Origin of the sequence: Alteraurantiacibacter lauratis, assembly GCF_037154155.1 — a bacterium.
GTDB classification, from domain to species: Bacteria; Pseudomonadota; Alphaproteobacteria; order Sphingomonadales; family Sphingomonadaceae; genus Alteraurantiacibacter; species Alteraurantiacibacter lauratis.
Map to the genome: position 1 here is coordinate 26,693 of NZ_JBANRN010000003.1, position 24,547 is coordinate 51,239.

Consider the following 24,547-nt stretch of genomic DNA (forward strand, 5'->3'; position numbering starts at 1 on the left):
CGTCCTCACCGAGAGGACAGGCCGAATCGGGCCGAAAAGCGGGAAATTGGCAGGGGCGATAGGATTCGAACCTACGACCCTCGGTTTTGGAGACCGATGCTCTACCAGCTGAGCTACACCCCTGCACGGGTGACGCGCCCCTAATACGCCTTGCTGCTTATGGCAAGCGACGACAGCCGATCCGATATGCTAGATGCGTGACGATGCACGCCCCCGTTCCCGCGATTCTGCCTGATGAGCTGCTGCTGCGGGCATACCGGGCAGGCGTTTTCCCGATGGCCGATTCGCGCGAGGATCCCGATGTCTTCTGGGTGGAACCGCGCCGCCGGGCGATCTTTCCGCTCGACCGGTTCCAACCTTCACGTTCGCTGCTGAAAGCAGTGCGGCAGGACCGGTTCCGCGTCACCTGCGATGCCGATTTCGCCGCAGTGATTCGCGCCTGCGCCGCGCCGCGCCCGGATCACCCCGAAACCTGGATCAGCCGCCGGATCGAGGCGAGCTATATTGCGCTGCACGCGGCCGGCCATGCCCATTCAATCGAATGCTGGCAGGGCGATACGCTGGTGGGCGGGCTGTATGGCGTTGCCTTTGGCCGGGTGTTCTGCGGCGAAAGCATGTTCAGCCGCGCGGACAACGCCTCGAAGGTGGCGCTGGTCTGGCTGGTCGCGCTGATGCGCCATGCCGGTTTTCGCGTGCTCGATTGCCAGTTCATGACCGATCACCTCGCTTCGCTGGGCGCGGTGGAGGTCGAACGGGCGGAATATCTGGCGCTGGTGGAAGATGCCTGCCGCGATGGCTTTGCCGCCGATCTGCCGGGCGCATGGCGCTGGTTTGCGCAGGGGGGCGAAGGCGCCGCGGGTGATCAGGTGTCCGCTGCGTCGGAGGCAGGAGCCGCCGCTTCGGGGGTGGCGGCAGGCGATGGCGCGGCAGAGGGTGCCGCAGATGCAGCCGACGATCCGGTCGGACGCGCGACGGGTTCTTCCTCTCCGGGAAAGCGCATTGCGCAATCCTTCACCCAGACATCATAGACCGGGTGCTCAACCACGTTGACCGCCGGGGCTTCCTTGTAAAGCCAGCCGGAAAACACGCGCCGCCATTGCAGATCCGCCCCGGCAGCGGCGCGTTCCTGCACCAGCACCTGCACGAAAGCGCCGGTCAGCGGCGGATTCTCCCACGGCGGCGTGCGTTCGCAACTGGCGAGGCGGATGATCACATCGTCCACCCGCCGCGCCTCGCCTGGCTTCAGTTCGATGTCGCGGCTGATATTGTTGCGTTTGTTGAGGAGACCGACAGTCGCCACCCGCTCCGCCAGCGGCGTGCCAAGATTGCCCTCGCCTGCAATCGCCGGGAGGGGAGCCTGCGCGATTTCGTCCGGAATCTCGGTTTCTTCCGCCTGCGGTTCGGGCGCGCCGGACGAACAGGCCGCCAGAACCGCCGTGGCCGCCAGCCACGCCGCCCCGATCACGAGGCGCGGCGCCCTCACGCGTCGGGCGTCCAGGCTTCGTAATCGCCGGTGGCGCGGGCCCGCTGCCCGCCGCGTTCCAGCGCGCCGGCCGGGCGATAGGCGGCGGGGGTGCCAGTGGCGTTGGGGGTGAATTCCGCTTCCCAGATGCGCGGCGGCGGCAGATGGCTTTCGGGCAGTTCGTCATAAGAACCGTGCAGCCAGCCGTGCCATTCAGCCGGCACACGACTGGCGTCGTTGGGGCCGTTATAGATGACCCAGCGCCTCTCGCGCGCGCCGTCCTTCAGGTGGCGGGTGCGGAAATAGCGGTTGCCCGCGAAATCCGTGCCGACCTGTTCGCCGTTCTTCAACGAATACCAGAGCGTGCCGATGGTGGCGCCGTCCCACCAGGTGAAGATTTTTCCGAGGAATCCCATGCCCGCGCCGTTACAAGCTTTTGCCCCATCTGCGCAAGCGCTGCGATGGGCCTTTGCCGCTTACCATTCGACAAGATCGCCGGGCGCAATGCCCAGCTGCTCTGCGCGCCCGCCATTGATTTCCAGCACGGCCTTGGCCGGCGCGATCGAGGGGATCGGTTCTTCGGAATAGGGTGTGGTCATGGCGGCGATGTTGAGGATACGGTTATCCGGCCCGATGAAAATGATGTCGAGCGGAATCACCGTGTTGCGCATCCAGAAACTCGCCATGCGCACTTGTTGGAGCGGAAAGATCATGCCTTCATCCGCGCCCATGGCGGTGCGGAACATCAGACCGCGTGCCTGATCCTGCGGCGTGGCGGCCACTTCCACCCGGAAGCGGTGCACCTGTCCGCCGCTTGTCACGGTCAGGTCAGTTACCTCCAGCCCCGAAACCGGGTGCCGCCCTTCCGCCTGCGCTGGCGCGGTTCCGGCCGTATCGGTGGTCGCCTGGGTGGAGCACGCCGCCAGCGCCACGGCTGCGGGAACCAGCAGCATCCGCAAAAGGGCACGACTTTTAATTGCCATCGTCTGCATCATCCTGTTCGCGCGCCCATTCCTCGGCAGCCTCAACGCTGGGTGCATTCACCATTTCGCGCGCAAAGTCGAGGCTATGCCCGGCGCGCAGCATCGCCGCCACCTGCTTTTCACGCCGCTCGCGGTCGGGCGGCGCGGCGGAAAACGGGCCGAAGCGGCGTTTGCGCACCATCGCCAGCGCGGCATGGCGCAATTGCGATTCGCCAGGCCGCAGATCTTCGCGCAGTTCGGCAGCTATGCCGTCCTGCCCCAGCACTTCGGCCACGCGGCGGGCGCCGTATCCGCGCCGCAGCAGGCTGTCCTGCTTGCCCTTCGCAAAACCGGCATCGTCGATATAGCCAAGCTGCGCATAGCGTTCTACCAGCGCCGCCACATCGGGAGCTGGCCCATCGGCAACCCATCCCTGTTCGCGGATTTTCCGCTTCAGGTAGCGTTCAAGCCGCGCCCCCGAAGTGGCGTAGCGGGCGACATAGGACAGCGCCAGATCACGCAAGCGCGCGGGATCGAGCGGTCTTTTCGCCCGTTTCGTCTGCTTACACTCTTGTTTATAGGTGCCCATTGGCCTTATTCGTGCCACACTTCCTGACAAATGGAAAAGTTTGTCGCGGGTCCGGGGGGATTCCCGACCCGTTGTTGCGAGGAGGGGAAGCGCCGCAAGAGCGCTCGAATCAAGGGTTACCCTGACTTCATGACCATGCTGATACCCACACCCAATGATTGCCCGCTGCCGCGCATCCGTTCGGATTTCGCGACCTTCAACGAGGCGATCGATTACGCGGCCCGCAGCGCGAAGGGCATGAATTTCCACGATATGCGCGGCGAACTGGAGCGGGTCTATCCCTATTCAGAGATGCGCGCCGATGCCGTGAACATGGCTTACCGCCTGATCGACGCCGGGATCGTGAAGGGCGACCGGGTCGCGCTGATTGCCGAGACGGGGCCGGATTTCGCCGCGCTGTTCTGTGCCTGCACGCTGGCAGGCGCCTGGCCGGTGCCGCTTCCCTTGCCCACCACGTTTGGGGGCAAGGACAGCTATATCGAGCAATTGGGCATTCAGCTTTCCAGCGCCGACCCCAAGATGCTGATCTATCCGCCCGAAATTGCCGAAATGGCGCAGGCAGCGGCGGATCGGCAGGGTTGCGAAGGCGTCGACTGGGCAAGTTTTGCCACCCGCCCCGCCCCGCCGGTGGATCTGCCCACCGCACAGCCGGATGACATCTGCTATCTGCAATATTCCAGCGGCTCGACGCGTTTCCCGCAGGGGGTGGCGGTGACGCACCGCGCCTTGCTGCACAATCTGTATGGTCACGCGGCCAGTATGAATATCGGTGATGGCGACCGCGGGATCAGCTGGCTTCCGTGGTATCACGACATGGGGCTGGTCGGGTGCTTCCTGTCTCTGGTGGCCAACCAGGTCAGTGTCGATTACCTCAAGACCGAACATTTCGCACGCCGTCCGCTCGCCTGGCTCGATCTGATCAGCCGCAACAAGGGGTTCTCGCTCTCCTATTCGCCCACATTCGGGTATGACATCTGCGCGCGGCGCATTTCCAGCCAGAGCAATGTGGCCGAACGTTTCGACCTGTCGCGCTGGCGGCTGGCGGGCAATGGCGCGGACATGATCCGCCCCGATGTGATGCAAAACTTCGTCAACGCCTTTGCCCCCGCAGGTTTCAAGGCCAGCGCTTTCACCCCCAGCTATGGCCTCGCCGAAGCCACGCTGGCGGTCACGGTGATGCCGCCCGGCGAAGGCATCCGCGTGGAACTGGTCGAGGAAGAACGCCTGTCGGGCGCTCCGCGTGATCTCTCCCGTCCTGCCCGGTACCGTGCCATCGTCAATTGCGGAAAGCCGCTGCCCGATATGGACGTGGAAATCCGCGGCGAAGACGGAAAGGCCAAGGCGCATCACCAGATCGGCAAGGTCTGGTGCCGGGGGCAGTCGGTCATGCATTCCTATTTCCGCAACCCGGAAGCAACCGCCGCTTGCCTGGTGGATGGCTGGCTGGACACCGGCGATATGGGCTATCTGAACGAGGATGGCTACCTGTTCATCGTCGGCCGCGCCAAGGACATGATCATCATCAACGGCAAGAACCATTGGCCGCAGGATATCGAATGGGCGGTTGAACAGCTTCCCGGTTTCAACCACGGCGACATCGCCGCCTTCGCGATCGAGACCGAGAGCGGCGAGGAAGCGCCGGCGGTGCTGGTGCATTGCCGCGTGTCCGATCCCGAAGAGCGGGTAAAGCTGCGCAACGATATCCGCGACCGCGTGCGCGCGATCACCGGCATGAACTGCGTGGTTGAACTGGTGCCGCCGCGCACTCTGCCACGCACTTCGTCGGGTAAATTGAGCCGGGCAAAGGCGCGCAAGATGTATCTGGCGGGCGAGATCGAACCATACGAGATCGCCGCTTAGGGGTCTGCTTGATCCGGAATTGAAGGCTTAGCCCCGGATCAGCACGCCCAGCAGCACCAGCAGCGCGCCCAGCGACACTGCCCACACTGGCGTACGAAGCTTGGGCACGCCCGCCCAATAGAGCGGCAGATAAACCGTCCGCGCGCCCAACCTAGCCCAGGCGGCAAGCGCGGTCGTGTCGCTGCCCTTGCCCGTCACCGCCACACCCATCAGCGCCACAATGGCGATGGGGAAGGTTTCGAGGAAATTTGTCTTTGCCCGCTCCAGCCGACCGGCCACGGGGTCAAGCGGCGGCAGGCTTTCGTCGCGCGCGCCCAGCAGGATGTGCGCCAGCAGCAGCAGGCATCCCAGCCCCAGCACCGTGATCTCGGTCGATTGGGCAATCATCGCAAGTCCCCCTTTATTGCGCGCCGGGTGCAATCGTCCATCTGGCCACGAGCGGAGCCGGCCCGGCCTCCACCGCGACATCGGCCACCCCCGATTGCCGCAACTGTTCGGCCACGGCCTCGGCCTGATCCTGCGGGCCGCGCAGCAACAGCGCATCGCCGCGCCGCCGCGCCGCCCAGCGAATGAGGGCAAGCGCCTGCTCACCCGCATCGGTTGGCTCACCTTCGGCAAAGGCCACGGTGGGAAGCGGCAATTGCGGCGGTATGATCTCGATCCGCCATGCAGGATCGGCCGCGATCAGGCGCGCTTCCAGTTCACGATAGGTGGCCAGCCCCGCGCCGGGCAAAGCAGTCATCCGCACCTGCGCCCGGCGATTTTGCCGGTCCACCAGCACATCGCTTTCCTCCACCCCCGCGATCACTGCCAGTCGGGCAGCCAGGTCCTCGGCGCGGCGGTTCGCCTCCTCGCGCGCGCGGGCGGCGGCAAGGCCCGCCTCCTCCGCCGCGCTGGCTCCGGTGCCGACCTGGTATTGTGTCAGCGCCACGGCGAATTCGCGGTTGAGCTGGCGGCGCAGGAAACGTTCGGCCTGCAATTCGGCCTGGGGCGCGAGTTCGGGGGTCAGCACAGTTGCAGTCACCTGCACCGGCTCGGCAGCGAAATTGATATCTACCTGCGACAGGCGCGCGCTGCTTGAAAAGGGCAGCATCACCGCGTTGTTGATCGCCCGCGTTGCCTGCGCTTCCCACGCAATCTGGCGCAGCGCAATGCCCAGTGGCACGGCCAGCGCCATGAACACCACGAGCAGCACAACATCCTGAAACCGCGTGTGTTTTGACGAAAGTCTGGCGTTAAAGCCATAAAGCCGCGCCATCACCGCAGCAGACAGGGCAATAGTGACAAGGTTGGTTACAAACAGCAGCAGCGCGCCCGAAAAGACCGGCCAGTTCCATGTCGCCAGTCCAAAACCCACCACCGCCAGCGGCGGCATCAAGGCGGTGGCAATCGCCACGCCCACCACCGCGTCCGCCCTGCCCCGGATCAGCGCATAGGCGCCGGCCAACCCGGAAAACAACGCCACCAGCAGATCGAACAGATTGGGCCGGGTGCGCGCCGCAATCTCGCTTGTCACATTCTGCAGCGGCGACAGGAATACGATCAGCGCGGTGAAGGACACCGCCAGCAATGTGCCTACCGCTATCGCCTTGGCGCATTTGCGCAGCCAGACATAATCGCCCGATGCCGCAGCAAAGCCGAGGCCGATGATCGGCCCCATCAACGGTGCGATCAGCATCGCCCCGATGATGACGGCGGGCGAACCGAGCAGCAGGCCCAGAATGGCGATCCCGGCCGACATGGTGGCCATGAACAGGAACCGGGCGGATACATCGGCTTCCTCGCGCCGCAATTCGACCAGCCCCGCCTGATCGACCGTGGCCACCACTTCGCGCCGCCACCACGCACGGAAGCTGCCGATAACCCGGCCAAAGCCCATCCGCGCGGACGCAGTTGCCTGATTGTCGTTCACCGCCATCTCTCCGTTCTTCAACCGAACCCTAGGGGTCTGCTTTGCCTGTGTGAATGCTTGAAAAGCGTGTCTTGTCCACCTAATACAGTTCACACGCAGTGGGCGGGGCGAAGGATCAAGGGCCATGGCATCGAGCAACGAGACGACAACCGCGACCGAACTCAAACTCACTCCGCCCGATCCGGTGCCCCCCGTGGCGCCCGAAAAGGCCGTGGGGCTGGTGCCGCTGGCAGAGGAGAAACGCTCCAAGCTTGACGAGAAGGTGGACAATTTCGTTGCCGAACTGGTGGCGCTGGATGCCAAATCGCCCGATTTCGGACAAAAGGTGGACCAGATCACCAATATGGGCCGCAAGGAAATCATGGCCGCGGCTGGCATGTCCAACCGCTTTCTTGATCGGCCCGTGCGCGCGATGGACAAGGACAGCGGCGTGGGCGCGGACCTTGCCGAACTGCGCCGCACGGTGGAGGATCTCGACCCCGGCCGCGCAGGCAAGATGACCGGGCGCAAGCTGTTCGGCATCATCCCCTTCGGCAACAGCCTGAAGAACTATTTCGACAGCTACACTTCCGCGCAGGGCCACATCCAGGCGATCCTGGCGCGGCTGGCCAGCGGCAAGGACGAATTGCTGATGGACAATGCCGCTATCGATGTGGAACGCGCCAAGCTGTGGGAAGCGATGGGCAATCTGGAACAGATGATCCACATCGCCCGCAAGCTGGATGAGCGACTGGAAGAAAAGGCCGCCGATCTGGACGCGACCGACCCGGAAAAGGCGCGCGCGATCCGCGAAACCGCGCTGTTCTATGTCCGCCAGCGCACGCAGGATCTGCTGACGCAGATGGCGGTATCGGTGCAGGGTTACCTTGCGCTCGACCTGGTCAAGAAGAACAATGTCGAACTGGTGAAGGGCGTCGACCGCGCCAGCACCACCACGGTGGGCGCGCTGCGCACCGCGGTAACCGTGGCGCAGGCGATGACCAATCAGAAACTGGTGCTGGGCCAGATCACCGCGCTCAACACCACCACAGCCAACATCATCGATTCCACCGGCAAGCTGCTGCGCGAAAACACTGCGCAGATTCACGAACAGGCCGCATCGAGCACGATCCCGCTGGAAACGCTGCAACGTGCGTTCCAGAACATCTATGACACGATGGACGAGGTGGACAATTTCAAGGTCCGCGCGCTGGAATCGATGAAGCAGACGGTCGATGTGCTGACCGACGAAGTAGAGAAGTCCAAGGGCTATATCGCCCGCGCCGAAGGGCAGGCCAAGGCGGCGCAGGCGGCCAGCCAGCCCTCGCTGCTGAGCCTTGAGGGCTGATGGCGGACGACCTGACCCGGCAAAGCGATCGGCTGCTGGCCGATGCCCAAGACCTGCTGCGCGACAACCGGGCGGGCGGGCGGCACCGGCTGACCGGGCCAGCGATTGGCGCAGGTTCGCGCCGCTTGCGCAAATCGAACCTTGCCACGCGGCTGAAACTGATCGCCGCCTCGCTCGCCGCGATCGTTATCGCATCGGGCGTGGTCGGGCTGATCGTCGATGGCATCGGCTTTGTCGGCGCGATGCTGACCGTGCTGGCGATGGCGGCCGCCGTGCTGATCTTCGGCAATTACCCCAAGGTCAAGGTGCCCACGCGCGCCGACCTCATCCGCACGCAGGACGCGCGGGCGCTGGTGGCGCGCACCGAATTGTGGCTGGAAAGCCAGCGCGCCGCCTTGCCCCCGCCCGCCGTGCGGCTGGTGGAGGACATTGGCACGCGGCTCGACGCGCTGGGCGCGCAGCTCGCCCATGTCGATCCCGTCCACCCCGCCGCCGCCGAAACGCGCAAGCTGGTAGGCGAAATCCTGCCGGAAACCATTGAGGCCTACCGCCGCATCCCCGTGCATCTGCGCAGTGAAGCGCGCGCAGGCTCCACCCCCGATGCGCAATTGGTGGAAAGCCTCGCCAAGATTGCCCGCGAGATCGATCAGGTGACGCGGCAATTGGCCGAAGGGTCGCTGGATGATCTGGCGGTGCGCACCCGATATCTCGATTACCGCTATGGGACAGGCAGCGATGCAGGCATACCACTGCCCGACCTTCAACCGGCCGACACGCAATTCGCGGAGAGAAAATAATGGAAGTCGCCATCCCCCACACTCTGGGCCGCGAGGAAGTGCGCCGCCGCCTGTCCGGTTCGGGTAGCCAGATCGCCGATGCGATCCCCGGCGGCATGGCGCAGGTGACCAGCGAATGGCTGGACGAGGACACGCTGGGCCTCACCATCACCGCAATGGGCCAGCCGCTCAACGGTCGGATCGAGATTGCCGATGATCAGGTGGTGTTCGTGATGGATCTGCCCCTCGCGCTCAGCTTCATCAAGCCGATTGTCGAAGGCACGATCCAGCAGGCCGGGCAGAAGCTGCTCGCCCCGCCCCCTGCGGGCTGACGTTTACAGCTTGCGATCAAGTTCGAGATAGCTGCGCGGAATACGCAAAGCGGCCGTGCCCTCGCGCGTTTCGCGCAAGAACAGCCACAGTGCGGACATGAGCAAGGCAATCGCGGCGATGAAAACCGCGGCGGCCACGGGTTGCAGGCTGAAATCGGCAAACTCCTGCAGGAACAGCAGCACCACGGTCAGCCCGATGGCGAGGCCTGATATCACAAGCAGCAGGATCGCCCGTCCGATCAGCTTGATGCGGATATCGACGGTGCGAATTTCGCGCACGATCGCATCGTGTTCGGCCCCTTGTGTTTCGGCATGACGGGCCTGCAGCACGCGGCTGCGATCCACCACGCGGCCGAGGCGATTGGACAGGATGTTCAGGATATTGCCGATCGCCACCAGCACGAACACCGGTGCCAGCGCCAGCTGGATGGTTTGCGCGATCAGCCCTCCGCCCATGTCCATGCCTGAAAATCCCCGCTATTGCTGAACTGCACCGGTCAGCTTGCCCACCTTTTGCGCGCCGTCCATCGTGGTGACCAGCACCTCGCCCCCATCCACGATAACCGCCACATCTGCAAGCCCGATCAAGGAGATACGCGGACCATCCGATATTGCCAGCACATTGCGGCAATCGACCAGTTCGGCGCGGCCCTGCACCCGGTTGCCATCGCTGTCGCCCTCGCGCGCATCGCGCAGCGCCTGCCAGTTGCCAATATCGGACCAGCCCATCGCGGCGGGCACCATCGCGGCGCGCGCGGTCTTTTCCATTACCGCGTAATCGACCGATTCCCCGTCAAACCCGGCAAAGGCGGCCGCGTCGGGGTAAAACGCCGCGCCATCCGCGCGCCCCTGCGCCACCGCCTGTTCCACCCCGGCGGCGATATCGGGACGATGGGCACGCAGTTCATTCCGGAAAAAGCCCGCGCGAAAGGCAAAGATGCCCCCGTTCCAGCTGTATCCGCCATCAGCCAGGAACTCCATCGCGCGGGGCAGATCGGGCTTTTCGACGAAGCTCTCGACCGTGAAGCCACCCTCCAGCGGGGCACCCCGCTTGATATAACCAAAGCCGGTTTCGGGCGCCGTGGGCGTGATGCCGAAACTGACCAGCCAGTCTTCTGCCGCCAGTCGGGCCGCCGCCTCGGCCGCTGCATGGAAGGCCGCCACATCGGCGATGAAATGGTCGCTGGGGCATACCAGCATCACGGCGTCTTCAGGCAGGCGGCAAGCCGCCAGCGCTATCGCGGCGGCGGTATTCTTCGCCTCAGGCTCCATGATCACGCTGGCACCGGGTCTGCCGCCAAGCTGCGCGGTGATGTGTTCGAGATGCTGCGCGCCGGCGACAACGATGGGCGCGGCAAAGCGGGCTGCATCGGTGCAGCGATCCAGCGTTGCCTCGAACAGGCTGCGCTCCCCCACCAGCGGCAGGAAGGGCTTGGGCTTGGCCTTGCGGCTGACCGGCCACAACCGCGTTCCGCTGCCGCCGCACAGGATCACGGGATGAATCAGGGTCATGCGGTGCCAAACTCCATGCGTGTTCCCGGCGCGCCTGGCCGCGGATTATTGCCGGCGAAAGAAATCCTGCCTCCAGCCATAGCGTGCCGGAACCGGATTGCCACTGGCATCGCGCGCCGGATTGAACCGGATCCGCTCGATAACCAAGGGGCATAACAGCGCATTGGTGGCCGGGTCCGGCCCGGCGCGCGAGACGCTGCAATCATAGGCGCGGCCATCCACACCCACGGTGAAGACCACGGTGACCGAAGTGCCCTCGCGCACTTGCCGCCCGCCTTCGGGAATGGGAAAGTCGCGCGCGGAATTGATGCTGCCCGACAGAACCGACGGCCCGCTGGCAAGCCCGCTGCCGCGCCCCTGCCCCGCATTGCCGCTGCCCGTGCCATCGCCCGGCCCCTGCGCGCCGGTGCCATCGCCCATCTCGCGCGCGCCAGAGGCGTTTTCGGTTCCCGTCGAGGCCGCGCGCGGCACCGGGCTGGGCTTCACGGGTACAGGATTTGCCGGTACCACCACTTCCCTGGCGGTCGCTTGCCGCCCCGGATCGCCGGCCGCGCCTTCGTCTTGGCTGTCGGGTTCGGGCGCAGGCGCCGGCGGAGGGGGACTGGTGATCGTCACGGTAAAGCCGCGCGTGGCCTGTTCCACCATGCGCGCGGTGAAATCGGGGGCCAGCAGCCGCATCAACAGCGCGCCTGCCGCCAGATGCGCCAGCAGGATGAGCAGCACCAACCACCAGCGCGGGCGGCGGCGCGGTTGATAGATGCTGCCATCTCCCACCACCTCGCGCGTCTCCCACTGCCTTCAAGGGTAAGAATTGCAATTCTAACGGCATTTGTCATCTTGGCGACAAGTCAAGTCGCGCCCCAGATGCGGTTATCTGGTTTATTGCCGTTTTCTGGCAAGGTTGCAATTTGGCACGCACTGACAGGATCTGGCGTGCGCAAGGCATTGGACAAAGGACATTGGGCATGAAACTGCTGTATGTCGAAGATAATGCCGATGCGGCTGCCGATGTCTCGGCCCTGCTGGCGCGGCAGGGGTGGCAGGTGGTGTGGGAAATGCGCGGCACCGAGGGTTTGCGCCGCGCGGCGATGGAACCGTTCGACACGATCATCCTTGACCGGATGCTGCCCGATATGGACGGGCTGGACATTGTCCAGCGCCTGCGGGAAAGCGGCGTGGATGCCCCCGTGCTGATGCTGTCGGCGCTGGGCCGGGCGAGCAACCGGGTGGAGGGGCTGGACGCGGGCGTCGACGATTACCTGGCCAAGCCCTACGAGCCGGAGGAATTGCTGGCCCGGCTGAAGGCGCTGGTGCGCCGGGCCGAAGGGCGCGCGCATTCGGCCATCATCATCTATGGCCAGTTCGAATGCCATGTGAAGGCGCGCACCGCCTTTCGCCGCAATGTGCACATCCCCCTTTCTCCCAAGGAATTCGAACTGTTCCGCTATTTCATGGAAAATGCAGGCGAAACGGTCACGCGCGACATGCTGCTGCGCGATGTGTGGAAGATGAACTTTGATCCCCAGACCAATGTGGTGGATGTGAATATCGGCCGCCTCAGGCGCAAGCTGGAAGCCGGTTTTGACAAGCCCGCGCTGGAAACGATCTGGGGCACGGGATACCGGCTGACGCGTGGCGAATAGCTCTCCCTTGCCCGAAAGTGGCCCTGCCAACCGGGACATGCCGCCCGCGCGATCGATCTTTGCGCGGATCGTGCGGCGGGCCATGCTGTTCACGCTGGTGGCGCTGCTGTTGCTGTTTGCCATTACCGCCTGGGAAGCCTGGCGGGCCACCGAACGTTCACTGGCGATGACGGTGGACACCGATATTGCGGGCCTTGTCGATATCTACGCCACCGGCGGCGAGGCGGAATTGCTGGCGCGGCTGGCGGATCGCGCCACGCTGGTCCGCCTCGAAGGGCGGCGCGCGCGCTATCTGGCGGCGCGGCCCGATGGTACCGTGCTGGCCGGGAATGTGGCTCGCTGGCCCGATCTGGGCGCAGGCCTCTCCGAGGCCGGTTTCCTGACATTGGATGATGGCACACGTGTCTATGCCCGCGCCACGAAGCTGGGCCCGGATATCGATCTGCTGGTGGCGCGCACGTACGAACGCGACCGGGCGGCCCTGCTGCGGCAGGCGGCGCTGTTCGGCGCGGTAGCCACATTGATCGTGCTGGCCACCGGTCTGCTGGGCCGCCGCGCCGCGCGCAATCTGCGCCGCCGCATCCGCGCGATCAGCAAGGCCTTTCGCAGCGCGGAGGAGGGGCGCGATCCCGATCTGGCGGAAAGCGAATGGGATGACGAGATCGGCGAACTCGCCACGCTCAGCACCCGTGCCATCTCACGCTCTGCCAATCTGGCACGCACGCACCGGCATATGTCGGATCACATTGCGCACGAAATCCGCACCCCGCTCACCCATCTCGATGCCCGGCTGGTGAACACAATGCGCAGCCTGCCCGACGGAGCGGACCCGGCTCTGCTCGACCAGTGCCGCCGCGACATCAGAGGCGTGGTGACGATGCTCGATTCGCTGCTCGACATAGCCAGCAGCGAAGCGCGGGTGGGCGACATGGCCGGTCTGTCTCCGGTCGATCTGTCCGCGCTCGCCAGCGATCTGGCCGAACTTTACGCCGGCAGCGCGGAAGAAGAGGGGCTGACCTTGCGCACCTTCATCGAACCTGATGTGACGATTCTGGGCGAACCCATGCAATTGACGCGCCTTCTTTCCAACCTGCTCGACAATGCGATCAAATATGTGCCCCGCGGCGGGCAGATCACGCTGTCGGTCGCGCGCGGGCCGGTGATCGAGGTGCGCGACGATGGGCCGGGCATTGCCCCCGAACTGCGCCCGCTGGTGTTCGAGAGGTTTCGCACCGGGCAGAACCCCGCAGGCAAGACCAGCCATGGCCTGGGGCTGGCGCTGGCCCGCGCGATTGCGCTGCGGCACGGCATGGGGATTGCACTTGCCGATTCGCAGGTAGGCGCGCATTTTGTGATCAAGCCGCACGCCATGTGGAATGCAGGGGAGACAAGCGCATGAAACGCCTTGCCATGATCTCGCTGGGCGCAATGGTCGCCGGATGTGCGGCAGCAGGCGGCGCGCCTTTGGCGGCCCAATCCGTCCCGGCACACGCCGTCTCTGCACTGCCCGCTGTCTACCCGCAGTCCACCGGCAATCCGCTGCTCGATGCGGCCGCGCTGCTTGCCGCGGCGGATTCCGTCACCCAGCCGGAACAGCGCGCGCCGCTGATCGAACGGCTCGACGCGATGAATGTGCGGCTGGCCGACGGGGCGCCGGATGATCCGCTGGGCGAATGGCGCAGCCAGCATCAGGCGGATGAAAGCAATCCGTGGCGCGGACGCACGCTGGGCCCGGCCTATCGCCGCGCCAGCCTGGCGGCAGGGCAAAGGGTGCGTATCGAACAGATCTTCTATGCCGGGCAACGCGCGCAGATTGCTGCGCAGGCCAGTGGCGGCGGGCAGGTTGCGATCGCCATTGCCAATCCGCGGGCCGAGGCAGTGTGCCAAAAGCAGCTCTCTCCCAATGCCAGCTGCGACTGGCTGCCGATCTATACCGAGCGTTTCTCGATCGAACTGGAGAACCGCGGGCGCGACAATGCCAGCGTCTATATCGTGATCCGCTGAACGCGCCGCCGGTCGTTTCAACTCACGCCGCCAAAGCAAAAAAGGCCCGCCGGGGGGTCGCAAACCCGGCGGGCCTTTCTGGTGCGGGACCCGTTTGCACAGGGCCCCGCCGTCGCGTCTCACCGGGCGCCGCCCTGCCGCGCCATATAGGCTTCAAGCTGGGCGCGTTGGTCGGCCGAGTAAAGAATGCCGCTGCCGGCGATCTGTTCCAGGCCCGGCGCAACAAATTCGGCCGGACCCGCGGCGGACGCTGCCGCTGGCGCGCTGTCCCAGCGATTCCATTCCGCAGGCGCGGTTCCAGCCGATTGCAGCGACTGGCTGCCTTGGCCGCTACCGCTGCTGCCGCCCGAGAGCGTTCCGTTGCCGAAGATCGCCGCGCCGATCACTGTCTTGGCATTGCCGCCGGCGTGATAGGCGCCGTAGCTGAAGCCCAGCGTATCGGCATCCCCGCCAAACGCCCCATTGCCCCACAGATAGCAGGTGTCGGACGCGCAATTGGCGTTGCCGCCGACGCCGGGAATGAAGAACTGCAAGGTCAAATTGGGATTCACCGTCAGATTGGTTTGCGACAACTGCGGATTGGCGATGCCGCCAAGGGTGCCATATTGCAGCGACAGGCCCGGCACGGTGACCGTGGCTTCCATCGCGATGCGGTTCTGCGCACCCAGCACGATTGCCATGTCCCCGGTAAAGGTGCCAGGAGCCACGCTGCCATCGACGATGGTCGGTTGCGTCGCGGCCAGCAGGTCGTAATGGATCACGCCCGATGCTGGCAGCACAAAGCCGTCTGCCACGGGACGGGTCATCACATAATGGAAGCCCTGGTTGGCGTTCAGCGTGAACGGATTTCCGCCGGTATTGGTGCCGTTGGTCCAGCGCCCGATCAGCACATCGGTATTACCGAACACATCGGTCTGGCTCGTCGTTCCCCTTGTGCGCGTGGTGCCCCCGGTGCGGGTGTAGGACAATAGCCCGCCATTGGCGTCGAGCGTGTAGGCCGTTGCATCAAATCCCGATTCGCTACCTGCCGTGCTACCGCCCGGAAGCGCCAGCGTGGTGCGGAAGAAGATCTTGGGGTTGAGCGGATCGAACCCGCCGGTATAGCCGGTCAGCATACCGCCACCGCTCGGCAGGTCGGGCCGCGTGCCGAGGCTGTCCAGCTCAATTCCGCTGGTCCCGAAAATCGCGATGCCGGTGATCTGCGCATTCGTGTCGCTGACGGTATAGACGAGGCCTGCGCTTGCCCCGCCATCGCCGAACAGACCGCCGCGCACATAGCTGGAACACTCAACCGCGCAGGCCGCGCCCAGAATGCCCGTCGTCTCCATCCCGCCTTCAAAGCGGCCTGTGGTGGTGTTGAGCTGGAACCCGCCAAGCTGAGGGCTGGCCGATCCGCCCGTGGTCGCCGCGCTCCAGCCGCGGTTGTCCATATAGACATCCATCTCGAACCCGACGCGCGGCGGCGTACCGTAACTCACCGCCAGCGATCCTTCAAACGAACCGACAGAGCCTGCGGCCCCCTGCTGGTTGGTGGGCGATGTGCCGCCGACAAGGATGTAATCGACCTTGCCCGTGGTGGGCAGGTTGGTCGGCACGGTGCCGGTCAGCACATGGCTGTTCCAGTTGGAATAGATGGTGCCGCTTGGCCGCGCGAACCGCGACCAGGCGACATCGCTGCCGATCTTGCCCGATTCCATCGCGGTGAAATTGCCGTCGGAAGCGAAATTGCGGATCGCGCTGCTGGCATAGGAAATCTGGCCGATCACGCCGTTGGCTGCCACGTCCACGCTGGTCGTCGCGCCGACGCCGATGCCGTTGGGGTCGGAAATCCAAGTATGGCCATTGGCGATCTGAACCGGCCCGCCCACGGGGAAGCCAGTGAAATCATCGGGAATCCCGCCGCCAGTCAGGAAGGCAAGGTAACTGGTCCAGAAATCGAGCGCCGCGCCCTGGAAATTGGCCGCCAGCAGGCCCAACGCGTCGAGAATCGCCAGATAGGCCTCGATCTGCGCCTGCGTCAGCGCGGTATAGCCGCTGGGCAGCCCTCCGCCCGCCAGATAGGCGTAAAACGCGCTGATCGCCGCCAGATAATCGGCATAGACCGGCAGGCCGGTGAAATCCGCCGGATCCCCTCCGCCCTGAATGAAGGCATAATATTGCGCGAAGAAGCTGTTCAGGCCCGCAAAGCTGCCAAACCCGCCAGCCACGCCCGAAAGCGCCGCCAGATAGGCTTCGATCTGCTCTTGCGTCAGCGCGGTGTAATCGCCCGGCAAGCCGCCCGCCGCCAGGAAGGCGTAATAGGCGTTCAGCGCGGCCACATAATCCTGATAGATCGGCAGGCCGGCAAAATTGGCCGGGTTGCCGCCATTGCTCACAAAGGCGAAGTAATCGGCAAAGAAGGTGTTGAGGCTGGAATAGGCACCAAATCCTCCCGCTGCGTTGAGCGCCGACAGATAGGATTGCAGCGTCGCCAATGGCAGCGCGGTGTAATCGCCCGGCAGGCCGCCGGCTGACAGGAAGGCGTAGTACTCGTTCAGCGCCGCAACATAGCTCTGGTAAACCGGCAGGCCGGAGAATGTGCCGGGCAGCCCGCCTGCAGAAATATGCGCGAAATAGGCAGTGAAGAAATCGGACAGACTGCCCAATTGCGCCGCAAAGCCGCCCGCCGCGTTCAGAGCGGCCAGATAGTCACGGATCTGGCTGGCAGTGAGCGCGGTGTAATCGCCCGGAAGGCCTCCCGCGTCGAGAAAGGCGAAATAGGCCTGCAAGGCGCTGGCGTAGGTCTGATAGACAGGCAGGCCCGCAAACAGATTGGCGCTGCCGCCGCCTGCCAGGAAGGCGAAATAAGCCTCCAGCAAATCCGCATTGCCGCCCAGCAGCGCGGCCAGTTCCCCAGAACGGCCGATCGCGTCGAGGTAGATCGCCAGCACATTCAGCGATGCCGCATCGTAATCGCTTGGCAGACCGCCTCCGGCCAGGAAGGCGGCATAGGCGTTGAGCGCGTCCGCAAAAGCGGGCAGGTTCAACGAAGGCAGGCCGGTGAACAGGTCCGGGTCGCCCCCGCCCGACAGATAGGCCAGGTAACGGGTATAGAAATCGGCCAACCCGCCCAGGAAAGCGCCCGTCGCACCCTGCGCCTGCAACGCCGCGACATAGGCGGCGATCTGCTGCTGCGTCAGCGCGGTATAGCCGCTGGGCAGCCCGCCCTGCGCAAGGAAGGTGTAATAGGCATCGAGCGCGGCGGCATATCCGGCAAACACATTGGCGTTGAGGCCCGCCCACAGGTCAATATCGCCGCCACTTTGCAGGAAGGCGAGGTAATCGGCGAAGAAGTCCGCATTGCTTCCCAGAAACGCCGCCAGCGCATCGGCATCGTCGAGCGCGGCGAGATACTGGTTGAGCAGCGTGACATCGCCGGTGAAGGCTGAGGGCAGGCCGCCGCCCGCCAGGAATGCGAAATAGGCGTTCAGTTGCGTCGCGTAACCGGCAAAGATATTGGCGTTGAGCTGCGCGAAATCATCCACCGCGCCGCCGCCCTGCAAATGGGCGAGGTATGCCGCATAAAAACCCGCCTTGTCGCCCAGAAGCTGCGCGAACAGCCCCGACCGGTCCAGCGCCTCCAGATAATTGCGCAGCTGCTCCGGGGTCAGCGTGGAGGATGCACTGGGCACCCCGCCTTGGCGGAGATACTCGAAATAGCTGGCCAGCGCCGCGGCATAGGTTTCGGCAAAGGCAAAGCCGCCGCTGGCCAGGTAATCGGCCAGCACCTGCTGGTCTTCCTCGGAAAGCTGCTGCGCCAGCCCGCTGCTGGCGAGGAAGGCGATATAGCTGTCGAGCACTTCCTGCGATGCGCCGGCAAATTCGGCGGGATTGCCCCCGCCGCGGACAAAGGCGAAATAGGCGGTGACGAGATCGGTATAGCGGGATGCGAAAAGGTTCGGATTGCCGCCTTCCCGAAGGAAAGCCAGATACGCCTCGGCCAGCGCGCGGTTCTGCGCCGACAGCTCGGCCAGCCGGCCCAGATTGGCCTGATAGGCAAGGAAGGCATTGATATCGGCTTGGCTTGCGCCGGTGAATTGCGTCGGCACGCCGCCCGCGCGGATCAGGTCGAGATATTGCGAAAGGAACCCGGCATAGGCGGTGAGGAACTGCGCCCCCGCCCCGCCATTGGCGAGATAGCGCAGATAGGTGCGGATGATGTCCGCCTGCGCCGCAGGGAAAGGCCTGCCGCCGTTGAAGCCTTGCAGATTGGCGGCCAGCGCCACCAATTGCGCCAGATCACCCACCGGATAGGTATCGAGGCGCGGATTGCCGTTGGCCGCATCGACCCGGCGGCCCAGCGCCACGATGTCGGACGCCGCGCCCGCCGCCGCCAGGCCATCGCCCAGCGATACCGGCAGGCCGTTTTCCGCCGCCGCCAGCGGCCCGCCCTCGCCAAGGTCTGCCACGTCGGGCTGTCCGGCACTGGCAAGGCCCGCGCCGACCGGCGGCTGGCTGCCGCGCGCCACGACCTGCCGGATATTCCCGCCTCCCGCAGCGGCCCACATCTGCCCGGCTTCAAAGCTGCGCTGCACACGCCCGCGCGTGATGGTGGCAATCCCGCTCAGCGTGTGGCCGTCGCTCTGGCCGTTTTCCTGCACGGTGAAGCTGGCCGCATTGCCGGTGCCGCCCACGCGCCCTTCCACCCCGTCGGGCATCCGCACGACCGTAACGACATCGCCCGCGCCCGCCACGGTCACGCTGCCCTTGTGCAATGAAACCGAATCGTCGGTGTTCAGGGTGAATTCGGCCCCTTCGCTGAACGACAGGGTGGCGCCATTATCCTGCCGCAACTGCAACAGGCCACGGCCGTGGTTCACCCTTTCGCCTTCGGCAACATGGGTGCGCCCGGCCGAGGAGAAGAGCACGCTGGAGGCCTGCGCCGGAACGCTGGCCAGCGCCAGCAGCGAGGCGGAAAGAAACAGGGCGCGCCCCAGCGGGCGGCGGCTGGGCGAGGAGGTAAGGGTCTGGCGGATCATGATGCTGGTTCCCGTATGTCGCGTGAAAGGGATCAGAATTCGAGGCGCACACCGGCCGAGACGGTGAAGCGGTCGTAATCGTAAAGGGCGATATTGCTCCAGTTGCGCGTGAAGCTGGCGCGCGGCTGGAAGAACAGGCTGTCGGTCAGCGCCAGTTTCAGTCCGATCTGCGCGTCCACCCGTTCATCATGCCGCTTCACCAGAAACAGCACATCGGCCGCGTCATACCGGCGCATGTCGAAGGCGATGCCGCCCTGCACCGCCAGCCGCTCGGTCAGCGGATATTCGCCGCCCAGCGAGGCGTTGGCGAACCAGTTGGAATAGGCATCGCCTGCCTGGCGGCGGGTTTCTTCCTTGCCGGCGGACAGCGTGGCCGAAAGGTTGCGTGTGACATAACCCAATGCGACCGCAAACCGATCGGCATCAAGCAGCGGCTGATTGTCGAAATCCAGCCGGTTATATTGCGCCGACACGGTGATGGCGCGTCCCTGGCTGAGCACATTGGTATATTGCGCCACCGCGCCATAGCTGTTGCGGTAGCCATCGCCATCCAGCCAGAAGCGCTGCACCTGGCCCGACAGCGAGAGGACATCGCGGTTGGCGAAGCTGTGCGCGAAACCGGCGGTGCCCGTCAGGCTGGCAGTGTCGAAAGCGGAGGTATCGAAATTGTCACGCCAGCTGCCAAGGACAGAGGCAAACAGCCGATCCTGCCGCGATACGGCGGTAACGCCCGATACGCCGCCGGTCAGCTCGTAGAACTCGTCCTTCTGCGCGCGCGCGCCCGGCCCCAACTGGCCCGGCCCAAGGAAGGAGAACAGCGGGATGGTGATCTGCGTGAGATCCGTGGCGGCGTTGATATTGTCATCATGGCCTGCGCGCGCATCGAGGAAGCCCGACACATCGCTGCCGCCGCCGGCAATCTGCCGGTCAAACTGGCGGACAAAGCCGGTGAAGCGCTGGCGCACCGGATCGGGGAGGCTGGGATCGTCCACCACGGTCGCGAATTCGCGGCGTGCGGTGTCGATATCGCCTGCCAGCGCGTAGGCGCGCGCCAGTTCGGCCCGCGCGGCGGCGTTTGTGGGCTGCACGGCCAGCACGCGTTGCAGCGCAATGATCGCCGCGCCGTAATTGCCGCTGTCGAGCGCGGCGATGCCCAGCGCATAGTCAAATTCCGGATCACCCGCGCGCGCCGCCTCCTGCGGGGCAAGCGCGGCATAGGCTGCCGCCGCTGCTTCAGGCGATTGTTGCTGCGCGGCTGCGGGCAAACCCGCCACCCCCGCCAGCAAGGCCGCCATCGCCGGCAGAAAGCGAGTTACCCAAATCTTGCACATCATCAGCCCTGTTCCCCAAGTCGAAGGATCGAATTGAGGCCAAGCCTATGGCAAATGCGGGAAATCCGCCCCTGACAAGCCCGGTTGAAGCTGTGACAGTGCCCGTTAGGATCGTGACGGCAGTAGGGGGCAGCTGCTTATTCCGCCGATTGCCAGCGCAGCACCGCGCCATTGCGGCGATCGGGCGCGGCGCCCGCAAGATCGGCGGAATAGGGATCGCCGGTGCCGGGCGCGATGCCGATATAACGGTGCGTGGCAAGCGACAGCAGCATGAATTCACCGCCCAACATATCCTGCCATTGGAACAGCACGGCGTTTTCATCGCGCAGGCCTTCGGGTGCGATCAGCCGCACATCGGCGGCAAGCCCCGCACCCGTTACCGCCAGAAAGCGCCCGCTCTCCACCGCTTCCAGCGCCACGCGCCCCAGACCCCGATCATGCACACGGAAACGCACACCAGCGCCCGCCGCGCTGTCCGATGCGGCGCTGACATGGTGCAGCATCCCGTGCGGATTGGCCCAGGCAAGGCTTTCATCCGCCAGATTGTGTATCGTGATGACACGGCCCAGCGGCAGGTTGCGGCTGCGATCGGCCAGCGGCTCTGTCACGGTGAAGTGGTCGAAATCGGCCCAGCCTTCGCTTTCGCCAACCGCGCTATAGGCAAACAGGGCAAAGCGCACGCCCTGAAAGGTCTTGAGCTGGTATGGCGTGCGGATTGCCCCGCCAACCGGCGTGAAATCAGTGCCGTTCCTGCTGTAGCTGAAGCGCGCGGCTTCCTCCTGCGCATCGAAAGTCAGGCGCAGATGCACCAAGTGGCCGGGCAGCGGGAGATGGCTCTCGGTGTCGCTCGCCTGATCGTAGAGGCGCAGGGCGTAGGCATCGCCATCGCGCATGACGCCGAGTGTCGCATGCGGCAGGTTGAGCAGGCCTAGCCCCGCAATATCGCCCGGTGCAAGGCCGCTGGCGTCCAGCAGTGCGGTTGCCTCGGATAGCGGTGCCACAGCGCGCTGCGTCACACTGCCGCGCGCACGCAGGAAATCGGGCGCAAGGCGCGGGCGCAGCCGCAGGAAGCCGGGCCGTTCGGTCAGCGACCAGCGGCTGTCGTCCGGGTGATGGTTCCATTGCCACACCGGTTGCAGAGCCGGGCCATCGAATGTGTCATACCGGTCCCATGCGGGGGTCGGCGGTTGTTCGTGACCGGTGGCAGGCTTCACCCAGGTACGCGGGGATCGCCCCGGATTGCCCGGCAGGCCGAACATGGGCCAGCCATCCTGCCAATGCACCGGCGACAGGAAAGTGGTGCGCCCCATCGCGCCTGTATCCATCATCGAGAAGCCCCACCAATCCCCGTTGGGAAGCTGCACCAGCCCGCCCTGATGCAGCGGGGTGGCGCCGTGGGCATTGGCGCTGGCTGGCCGCGTGAATTCGAAAGCCGCACCGGGGCCGGGCAGCGGCTTGCCGAGACCGTTATCGGCCAGCCACCAGCCGCGCTGCGTGCCCATCGTCTCGCCCGCGCTGATGACGGCGGTTTCCCACGGGCCGTCCAGCCGATCCGCCCGCGCCGCCTGCATCCGGCCGGTGGGCGCGTAATTGGCGCTGATGATCCAGTATCGCCCGTCGATCTTGTAGAAATGGTGCCCCTCGCCCATTGCGTTGCCGGCAGGGATGATTACCCGCTCGGTTCCGGGGATAAAGCCTGACAGGTCGCGCTCCATTTCAATCAGGCGCACCTCGTCATAGCCGGTGACCGCCCAGACGCGCCCGTCATCGTCGAACAGCACCGATATGTCGTGGGCATCGCCGGGGATGGAGCGGTGCGTCCACGGCCCGGCGGGATCGCGCGTCGCGAAATGCTGCAGGCCGTGCCCGTTCACATTGGCGAAGATGTGGAACGTGCCGTCGTGATAGCGCAGCGAAGGGGCCCAGATGCCCTGCCCGTAAATCTCCTGCCCCTGCTCCATCCGCCAGGCGGGCCCAAGGTCGAGCCGGTCGAAAGCGTAGGACACCAGCCGCCAGTTCACCAGATCGCGCGAATGCAGCAGCGGCAGGCCCGGCATCATATGCATGGTGGTGCCGGTCATGTAATAATCTTCGCCCACGCGGATGATGTCGGGATCCGAAAACTCGTCCTGAAACAGCGGGTTGGTGAAGGTGCCGTTGCCGTTATCGGCCGTCCAGCCAGTCGCCGGCGCGTGCTGGGCTGCGGCTGGAACAACCACCAGAAACAGCGCCAAAATACCAAGCCAGAACCGCACACGCCCTCTCCTTGGCGCGAAGGAGAGCCTATTACTCTGACAATTTCAAGCCGGTTGGGGAGCGAGTGGAGAAGGCAAATATGGTGAGCCCGACAGGATTCGAACCTGTGACCCGCTGATTAAAAGTCAGCTGCTCTACCTACTGAGCTACGGGCCCACGCCTTTGGGATGGCGTCACCTAGGCAGGGGCCTGCGCCGGGTCAAGCGCGCATATAGCTGCGCCAGCGTGAAGCCGGTCAGCGGATCGCGCCAGCCGCGCGCAATCGCTGCCGCCGGTTGCAGCACAAAGCTGCGTGCACGAAACAGCGGATGCGGCACGATCAGGCGCGGCGGCAAAGCCACCACCCCGCCCGACCACAGCACGATATCGAGATCAATTACGCGCGAACGCCAACGCTGCCCTCGCCGCACGCGCCCCAGTTGCGCCTCCAGCGCCTGAAGTGCGTCGAGCAGGTCCAACGGATCGAGATTCGATTCGAGCAGCAGCGCCCCGTTGGCATAGCGGCGCAAGGAGGGGCCGATGGGCGCGGTTTCGATCACCCGCGCCATCGCCACCACCTGTCCCAGCGGCCCGTCGATAATTCGCGCCGCCGCGCTGAGCACGGCACGCGGATGCCCAAGCCGCGGATGGCGCTGATTCGATCCCAGCGCGATCAGGTAGAGGTGGCGGCTCAGATATCCTCCGCAATGCGCCCGTAAAGCTGCGGGCGGCGGTCGCGGAAAAAGCCCCAGCTGGCACGGTGGCGGCGCGCCGCGTCCAGATCGAGCGTCGCCACGAGCACCCCGGTTTCATCAGCGCCGTATTCGGCCAGGTAATCGCCCCATTCGTCGCAGATGAAGCTGTGGCCGTAAAAGGCGATGCCGCTGTCGTCCGGGCCTTCGGTGCCGATGCGGTTGGCGGCAACCACCGGCATGCAGTTCGATACCGCATGGCCGATCATTGCGCGGCGCCACATCCGGCTGGTGTCCATGCCCGCATCCTTGGGTTCGGAACCGATGGCGGTGGGGAACAGCAGCACCTGCGCTCCCAGCAGAGCGAGGCAGCGCGCGGTTTCGGGATACCATTGATCCCAGCAGATCCCGATGCCGATGCGCGCCGTGCCGGTGGGCGTGGGAATGTCCCATACCTTGAACCCGTCATTGCCGGGACGGAAATAGAATTTCTCCTCATACCCCGGCCCATCGGGAATGTGGCTCTTGCGATAGGTGCCCATGATCTGCCCATCAGGCCCGATCATCGCCAGCGTGTTGTAGTAATGGTGCCCGTCCCGCTCGAAAAAGCTGGTGGGGATGGCGACGTTCAGCCGCGCAGCCAGCGCCTGCATCGCGATAACCGAGGGGTGTTCGGCCAAGGGCTTGGCCAGCGCGAAGAAATCGTCCTTCTCCTCGCGGCAGAAATAGGGGGAGGAGAACAGTTCGGGCGGCAGGATCAACTGCGCGCCTTTTGCCGCCGCCTCCTCCACCAAGGCAGAAACGGCGGCGATATTCTCCGCCTCGTCCCAGGAACCGAGGGGCAGTTGCAGGGCGGCGACAGTCAGCGTGGTCATGCCAGCCGCTTAGCCGC

The 24,547-nt window shown here is 65.1% G+C and carries 21 protein-coding genes, 2 tRNA genes and 1 pseudogene; 8 read left to right on the plus strand and 16 right to left on the minus strand.

Translation table 11 applies throughout. The features are described from left to right. Positions 1-47 precede the first annotated feature (47 nt). Positions 48-123, minus strand: a tRNA-Trp gene (locus WFP39_RS03955). 80 nt (positions 124-203) lie between these two features. Between WFP39_RS03955 and aat the strand changes: the two are divergent. Next, positions 204-773, plus strand: a pseudogene (gene aat / locus WFP39_RS03960) (leucyl/phenylalanyl-tRNA--protein transferase); the annotation flags it as partial. Positions 774-862: 89 nt separating this feature from the next. On the opposite strand, the gene WFP39_RS03965 reads toward aat, so the two are convergent. From WFP39_RS03965 to WFP39_RS03980, 4 genes are read right to left on the minus strand one after another with little or no spacing between them, the layout of a single operon-like run. After that, a complete protein-coding gene (locus tag WFP39_RS03965; RefSeq protein ID WP_336917847.1) occupies positions 863-1,483 on the minus strand; it encodes a DUF2155 domain-containing protein in 621 nt (206 codons plus the stop codon). Then, the gene (locus WFP39_RS03970) at positions 1,480-1,878 is read right to left on the minus strand and encodes an NADH:ubiquinone oxidoreductase subunit NDUFA12 (protein WP_336917848.1); all 399 of its coding nucleotides are present in this window, start codon (positions 1,876-1,878) and stop codon (positions 1,480-1,482) included. The genes WFP39_RS03965 and WFP39_RS03970 overlap by 4 nt, the downstream gene beginning before the upstream one ends. A gap of 60 nt (positions 1,879-1,938) precedes the next feature. Then, the gene (locus WFP39_RS03975; protein ID WP_336917849.1) at positions 1,939-2,445 is read right to left on the minus strand and encodes a DUF192 domain-containing protein; all 507 of its coding nucleotides are present in this window, start codon (positions 2,443-2,445) and stop codon (positions 1,939-1,941) included. After that, the gene (locus WFP39_RS03980; protein ID WP_336917850.1) at positions 2,435-3,013 is read right to left on the minus strand and encodes a regulatory protein RecX; all 579 of its coding nucleotides are present in this window, start codon (positions 3,011-3,013) and stop codon (positions 2,435-2,437) included. Before WFP39_RS03980 ends, WFP39_RS03975 begins: the two co-directional genes overlap by 11 nt. Positions 3,014-3,142: 129 nt before the next feature. Between WFP39_RS03980 and WFP39_RS03985 the strand changes: the two genes are divergently transcribed. Further along, positions 3,143-4,873 carry a fatty acyl-AMP ligase gene (locus WFP39_RS03985; protein ID WP_336917851.1) on the plus strand — a complete coding sequence of 577 codons (1,731 nt, stop codon included), beginning with the start codon at positions 3,143-3,145 and terminating at the stop codon, positions 4,871-4,873. Between the two features lie 27 nt (positions 4,874-4,900). Here WFP39_RS03985 and WFP39_RS03990 read toward each other — a convergent pair whose 3' ends face one another. After that, the gene (locus WFP39_RS03990; RefSeq protein ID WP_336917852.1) at positions 4,901-5,260 is read right to left on the minus strand and encodes an MAPEG family protein; all 360 of its coding nucleotides are present in this window, start codon (positions 5,258-5,260) and stop codon (positions 4,901-4,903) included. Between the two features lie 13 nt (positions 5,261-5,273). Beyond that, a complete protein-coding gene (locus WFP39_RS03995; RefSeq protein ID WP_336917853.1) occupies positions 5,274-6,806 on the minus strand; it encodes a DUF389 domain-containing protein in 1,533 nt (510 codons plus the stop codon). A 103-nt stretch (positions 6,807-6,909) separates the two neighbouring features. Here WFP39_RS03995 and WFP39_RS04000 point away from each other — a divergent pair, with 103 nt between their 5' ends. The 3 genes from WFP39_RS04000 to WFP39_RS04010 are packed head-to-tail and all read left to right on the plus strand — an operon-like array spanning position 6,910 to position 9,220. Further along, positions 6,910-8,112, plus strand: a complete 1,203-nt coding sequence (locus WFP39_RS04000) for a toxic anion resistance protein (RefSeq protein WP_336917854.1) — start codon at positions 6,910-6,912, stop codon at positions 8,110-8,112. Further along, complete coding sequence (locus tag WFP39_RS04005; RefSeq protein ID WP_336917855.1) at positions 8,112-8,909, plus strand: hypothetical protein; 798 nt, start codon at positions 8,112-8,114, stop codon at positions 8,907-8,909. Before WFP39_RS04000 ends, WFP39_RS04005 begins: the two co-directional genes overlap by 1 nt. After that, entirely contained in the window at positions 8,909-9,220 is a 312-nt protein-coding gene (locus WFP39_RS04010) for a polyhydroxyalkanoic acid system family protein (protein ID WP_336917856.1), read from the plus strand. Before WFP39_RS04005 ends, WFP39_RS04010 begins: the two co-directional genes overlap by 1 nt. A gap of 3 nt (positions 9,221-9,223) precedes the next feature. Here WFP39_RS04010 and WFP39_RS04015 read toward each other — a convergent pair whose 3' ends face one another. Genes WFP39_RS04015 through WFP39_RS04025 form a run of 3 tightly spaced genes read right to left on the minus strand, consistent with a single transcriptional unit; the run spans position 9,224 to position 11,506 of the window. Further along, positions 9,224-9,682, minus strand: a complete 459-nt coding sequence (locus WFP39_RS04015; protein ID WP_336917857.1) for a DUF2721 domain-containing protein — start codon at positions 9,680-9,682, stop codon at positions 9,224-9,226. 15 nt (positions 9,683-9,697) lie between these two features. Then, on the minus strand, positions 9,698-10,732 hold the full coding sequence (locus WFP39_RS04020) for a mannose-1-phosphate guanylyltransferase (RefSeq protein WP_336917858.1): 1,035 nt from the start codon (positions 10,730-10,732) through the stop codon (positions 9,698-9,700). A gap of 45 nt (positions 10,733-10,777) precedes the next feature. Further along, positions 10,778-11,506: an energy transducer TonB gene (locus tag WFP39_RS04025; RefSeq protein ID WP_336917859.1), complete on the minus strand. Its 729-nt coding sequence runs from the start codon at positions 11,504-11,506 to the stop codon at positions 10,778-10,780. Positions 11,507-11,697: 191 nt separating this feature from the next. Here WFP39_RS04025 and WFP39_RS04030 point away from each other — a divergent pair, with 191 nt between their 5' ends. The 3 genes from WFP39_RS04030 to WFP39_RS04040 are packed head-to-tail and all read left to right on the plus strand — an operon-like array spanning position 11,698 to position 14,379. Further along, positions 11,698-12,375 (plus strand): response regulator transcription factor, encoded by a 678-nt coding sequence (locus WFP39_RS04030; RefSeq protein ID WP_336917860.1) that lies wholly within the window; start codon positions 11,698-11,700, stop codon positions 12,373-12,375. Continuing rightward, positions 12,365-13,774: a sensor histidine kinase gene (locus WFP39_RS04035; RefSeq protein WP_336917861.1), complete on the plus strand. Its 1,410-nt coding sequence runs from the start codon at positions 12,365-12,367 to the stop codon at positions 13,772-13,774. The genes WFP39_RS04030 and WFP39_RS04035 overlap by 11 nt, the downstream gene beginning before the upstream one ends. Then, positions 13,771-14,379 carry a hypothetical protein gene (locus tag WFP39_RS04040; protein WP_336917862.1) on the plus strand — a complete coding sequence of 203 codons (609 nt, stop codon included), beginning with the start codon at positions 13,771-13,773 and terminating at the stop codon, positions 14,377-14,379. The genes WFP39_RS04035 and WFP39_RS04040 overlap by 4 nt, the downstream gene beginning before the upstream one ends. A gap of 119 nt (positions 14,380-14,498) precedes the next feature. Here the strand turns inward: WFP39_RS04040 and WFP39_RS04045 are convergent, their stop codons facing one another. From WFP39_RS04045 to aguB, 6 genes are all read right to left on the minus strand, one after another. Continuing rightward, on the minus strand, positions 14,499-19,397 hold the full coding sequence (locus tag WFP39_RS04045) for a hypothetical protein (protein WP_336917863.1): 4,899 nt from the start codon (positions 19,395-19,397) through the stop codon (positions 14,499-14,501). A 32-nt stretch (positions 19,398-19,429) separates the two neighbouring features. After that, on the minus strand, positions 19,430-20,731 hold the full coding sequence (locus WFP39_RS04050) for a surface lipoprotein assembly modifier (RefSeq protein WP_336917864.1): 1,302 nt from the start codon (positions 20,729-20,731) through the stop codon (positions 19,430-19,432). Positions 20,732-20,865: 134 nt separating this feature from the next. Beyond that, the gene (locus WFP39_RS04055; RefSeq protein ID WP_336917865.1) at positions 20,866-22,983 is read right to left on the minus strand and encodes a glycoside hydrolase family 43 protein; all 2,118 of its coding nucleotides are present in this window, start codon (positions 22,981-22,983) and stop codon (positions 20,866-20,868) included. 81 nt (positions 22,984-23,064) lie between these two features. Next, positions 23,065-23,140, minus strand: a tRNA-Lys gene (locus WFP39_RS04060). Between the two features lie 17 nt (positions 23,141-23,157). Continuing rightward, the gene (folK, locus tag WFP39_RS04065; protein WP_336917866.1) at positions 23,158-23,586 is read right to left on the minus strand and encodes a 2-amino-4-hydroxy-6-hydroxymethyldihydropteridine diphosphokinase; all 429 of its coding nucleotides are present in this window, start codon (positions 23,584-23,586) and stop codon (positions 23,158-23,160) included. A 68-nt stretch (positions 23,587-23,654) separates the two neighbouring features. Beyond that, positions 23,655-24,530 (minus strand): N-carbamoylputrescine amidase, encoded by an 876-nt coding sequence (gene aguB, locus WFP39_RS04070; RefSeq protein ID WP_336917867.1) that lies wholly within the window; start codon positions 24,528-24,530, stop codon positions 23,655-23,657. Positions 24,531-24,547: the final 17 nt, after the last annotated feature.

Coding starts and splice junctions, on each gene's coding strand:
- WFP39_RS03970 (WP_336917848.1), bottom strand. CDS start 1,878: ATGGGATTCCTCGGAAAAATCTTCACCTGGTGGGACGGCGCCACCATC.
- WFP39_RS03975 (WP_336917849.1), bottom strand. CDS start 2,445: ATGGCAATTAAAAGTCGTGCCCTTTTGCGGATGCTGCTGGTTCCCGCA.
- WFP39_RS03980 (WP_336917850.1), bottom strand. CDS start 3,013: ATGGGCACCTATAAACAAGAGTGTAAGCAGACGAAACGGGCGAAAAGA.
- WFP39_RS03985 (WP_336917851.1), top strand. CDS start 3,143: ATGACCATGCTGATACCCACACCCAATGATTGCCCGCTGCCGCGCATC.
- WFP39_RS03990 (WP_336917852.1), bottom strand. CDS start 5,260: ATGATTGCCCAATCGACCGAGATCACGGTGCTGGGGCTGGGATGCCTG.
- WFP39_RS04000 (WP_336917854.1), top strand. CDS start 6,910: ATGGCATCGAGCAACGAGACGACAACCGCGACCGAACTCAAACTCACT.
- WFP39_RS04005 (WP_336917855.1), top strand. CDS start 8,112: ATGGCGGACGACCTGACCCGGCAAAGCGATCGGCTGCTGGCCGATGCC.
- WFP39_RS04010 (WP_336917856.1), top strand. CDS start 8,909: ATGGAAGTCGCCATCCCCCACACTCTGGGCCGCGAGGAAGTGCGCCGC.
- WFP39_RS04015 (WP_336917857.1), bottom strand. CDS start 9,682: ATGGACATGGGCGGAGGGCTGATCGCGCAAACCATCCAGCTGGCGCTG.
- WFP39_RS04020 (WP_336917858.1), bottom strand. CDS start 10,732: ATGACCCTGATTCATCCCGTGATCCTGTGCGGCGGCAGCGGAACGCGG.
- WFP39_RS04030 (WP_336917860.1), top strand. CDS start 11,698: ATGAAACTGCTGTATGTCGAAGATAATGCCGATGCGGCTGCCGATGTC.
- WFP39_RS04040 (WP_336917862.1), top strand. CDS start 13,771: ATGAAACGCCTTGCCATGATCTCGCTGGGCGCAATGGTCGCCGGATGT.
- WFP39_RS04045 (WP_336917863.1), bottom strand. CDS start 19,397: ATGATCCGCCAGACCCTTACCTCCTCGCCCAGCCGCCGCCCGCTGGGG.
- WFP39_RS04050 (WP_336917864.1), bottom strand. CDS start 20,731: ATGATGTGCAAGATTTGGGTAACTCGCTTTCTGCCGGCGATGGCGGCC.
- aguB (WP_336917867.1), bottom strand. CDS start 24,530: ATGACCACGCTGACTGTCGCCGCCCTGCAACTGCCCCTCGGTTCCTGG.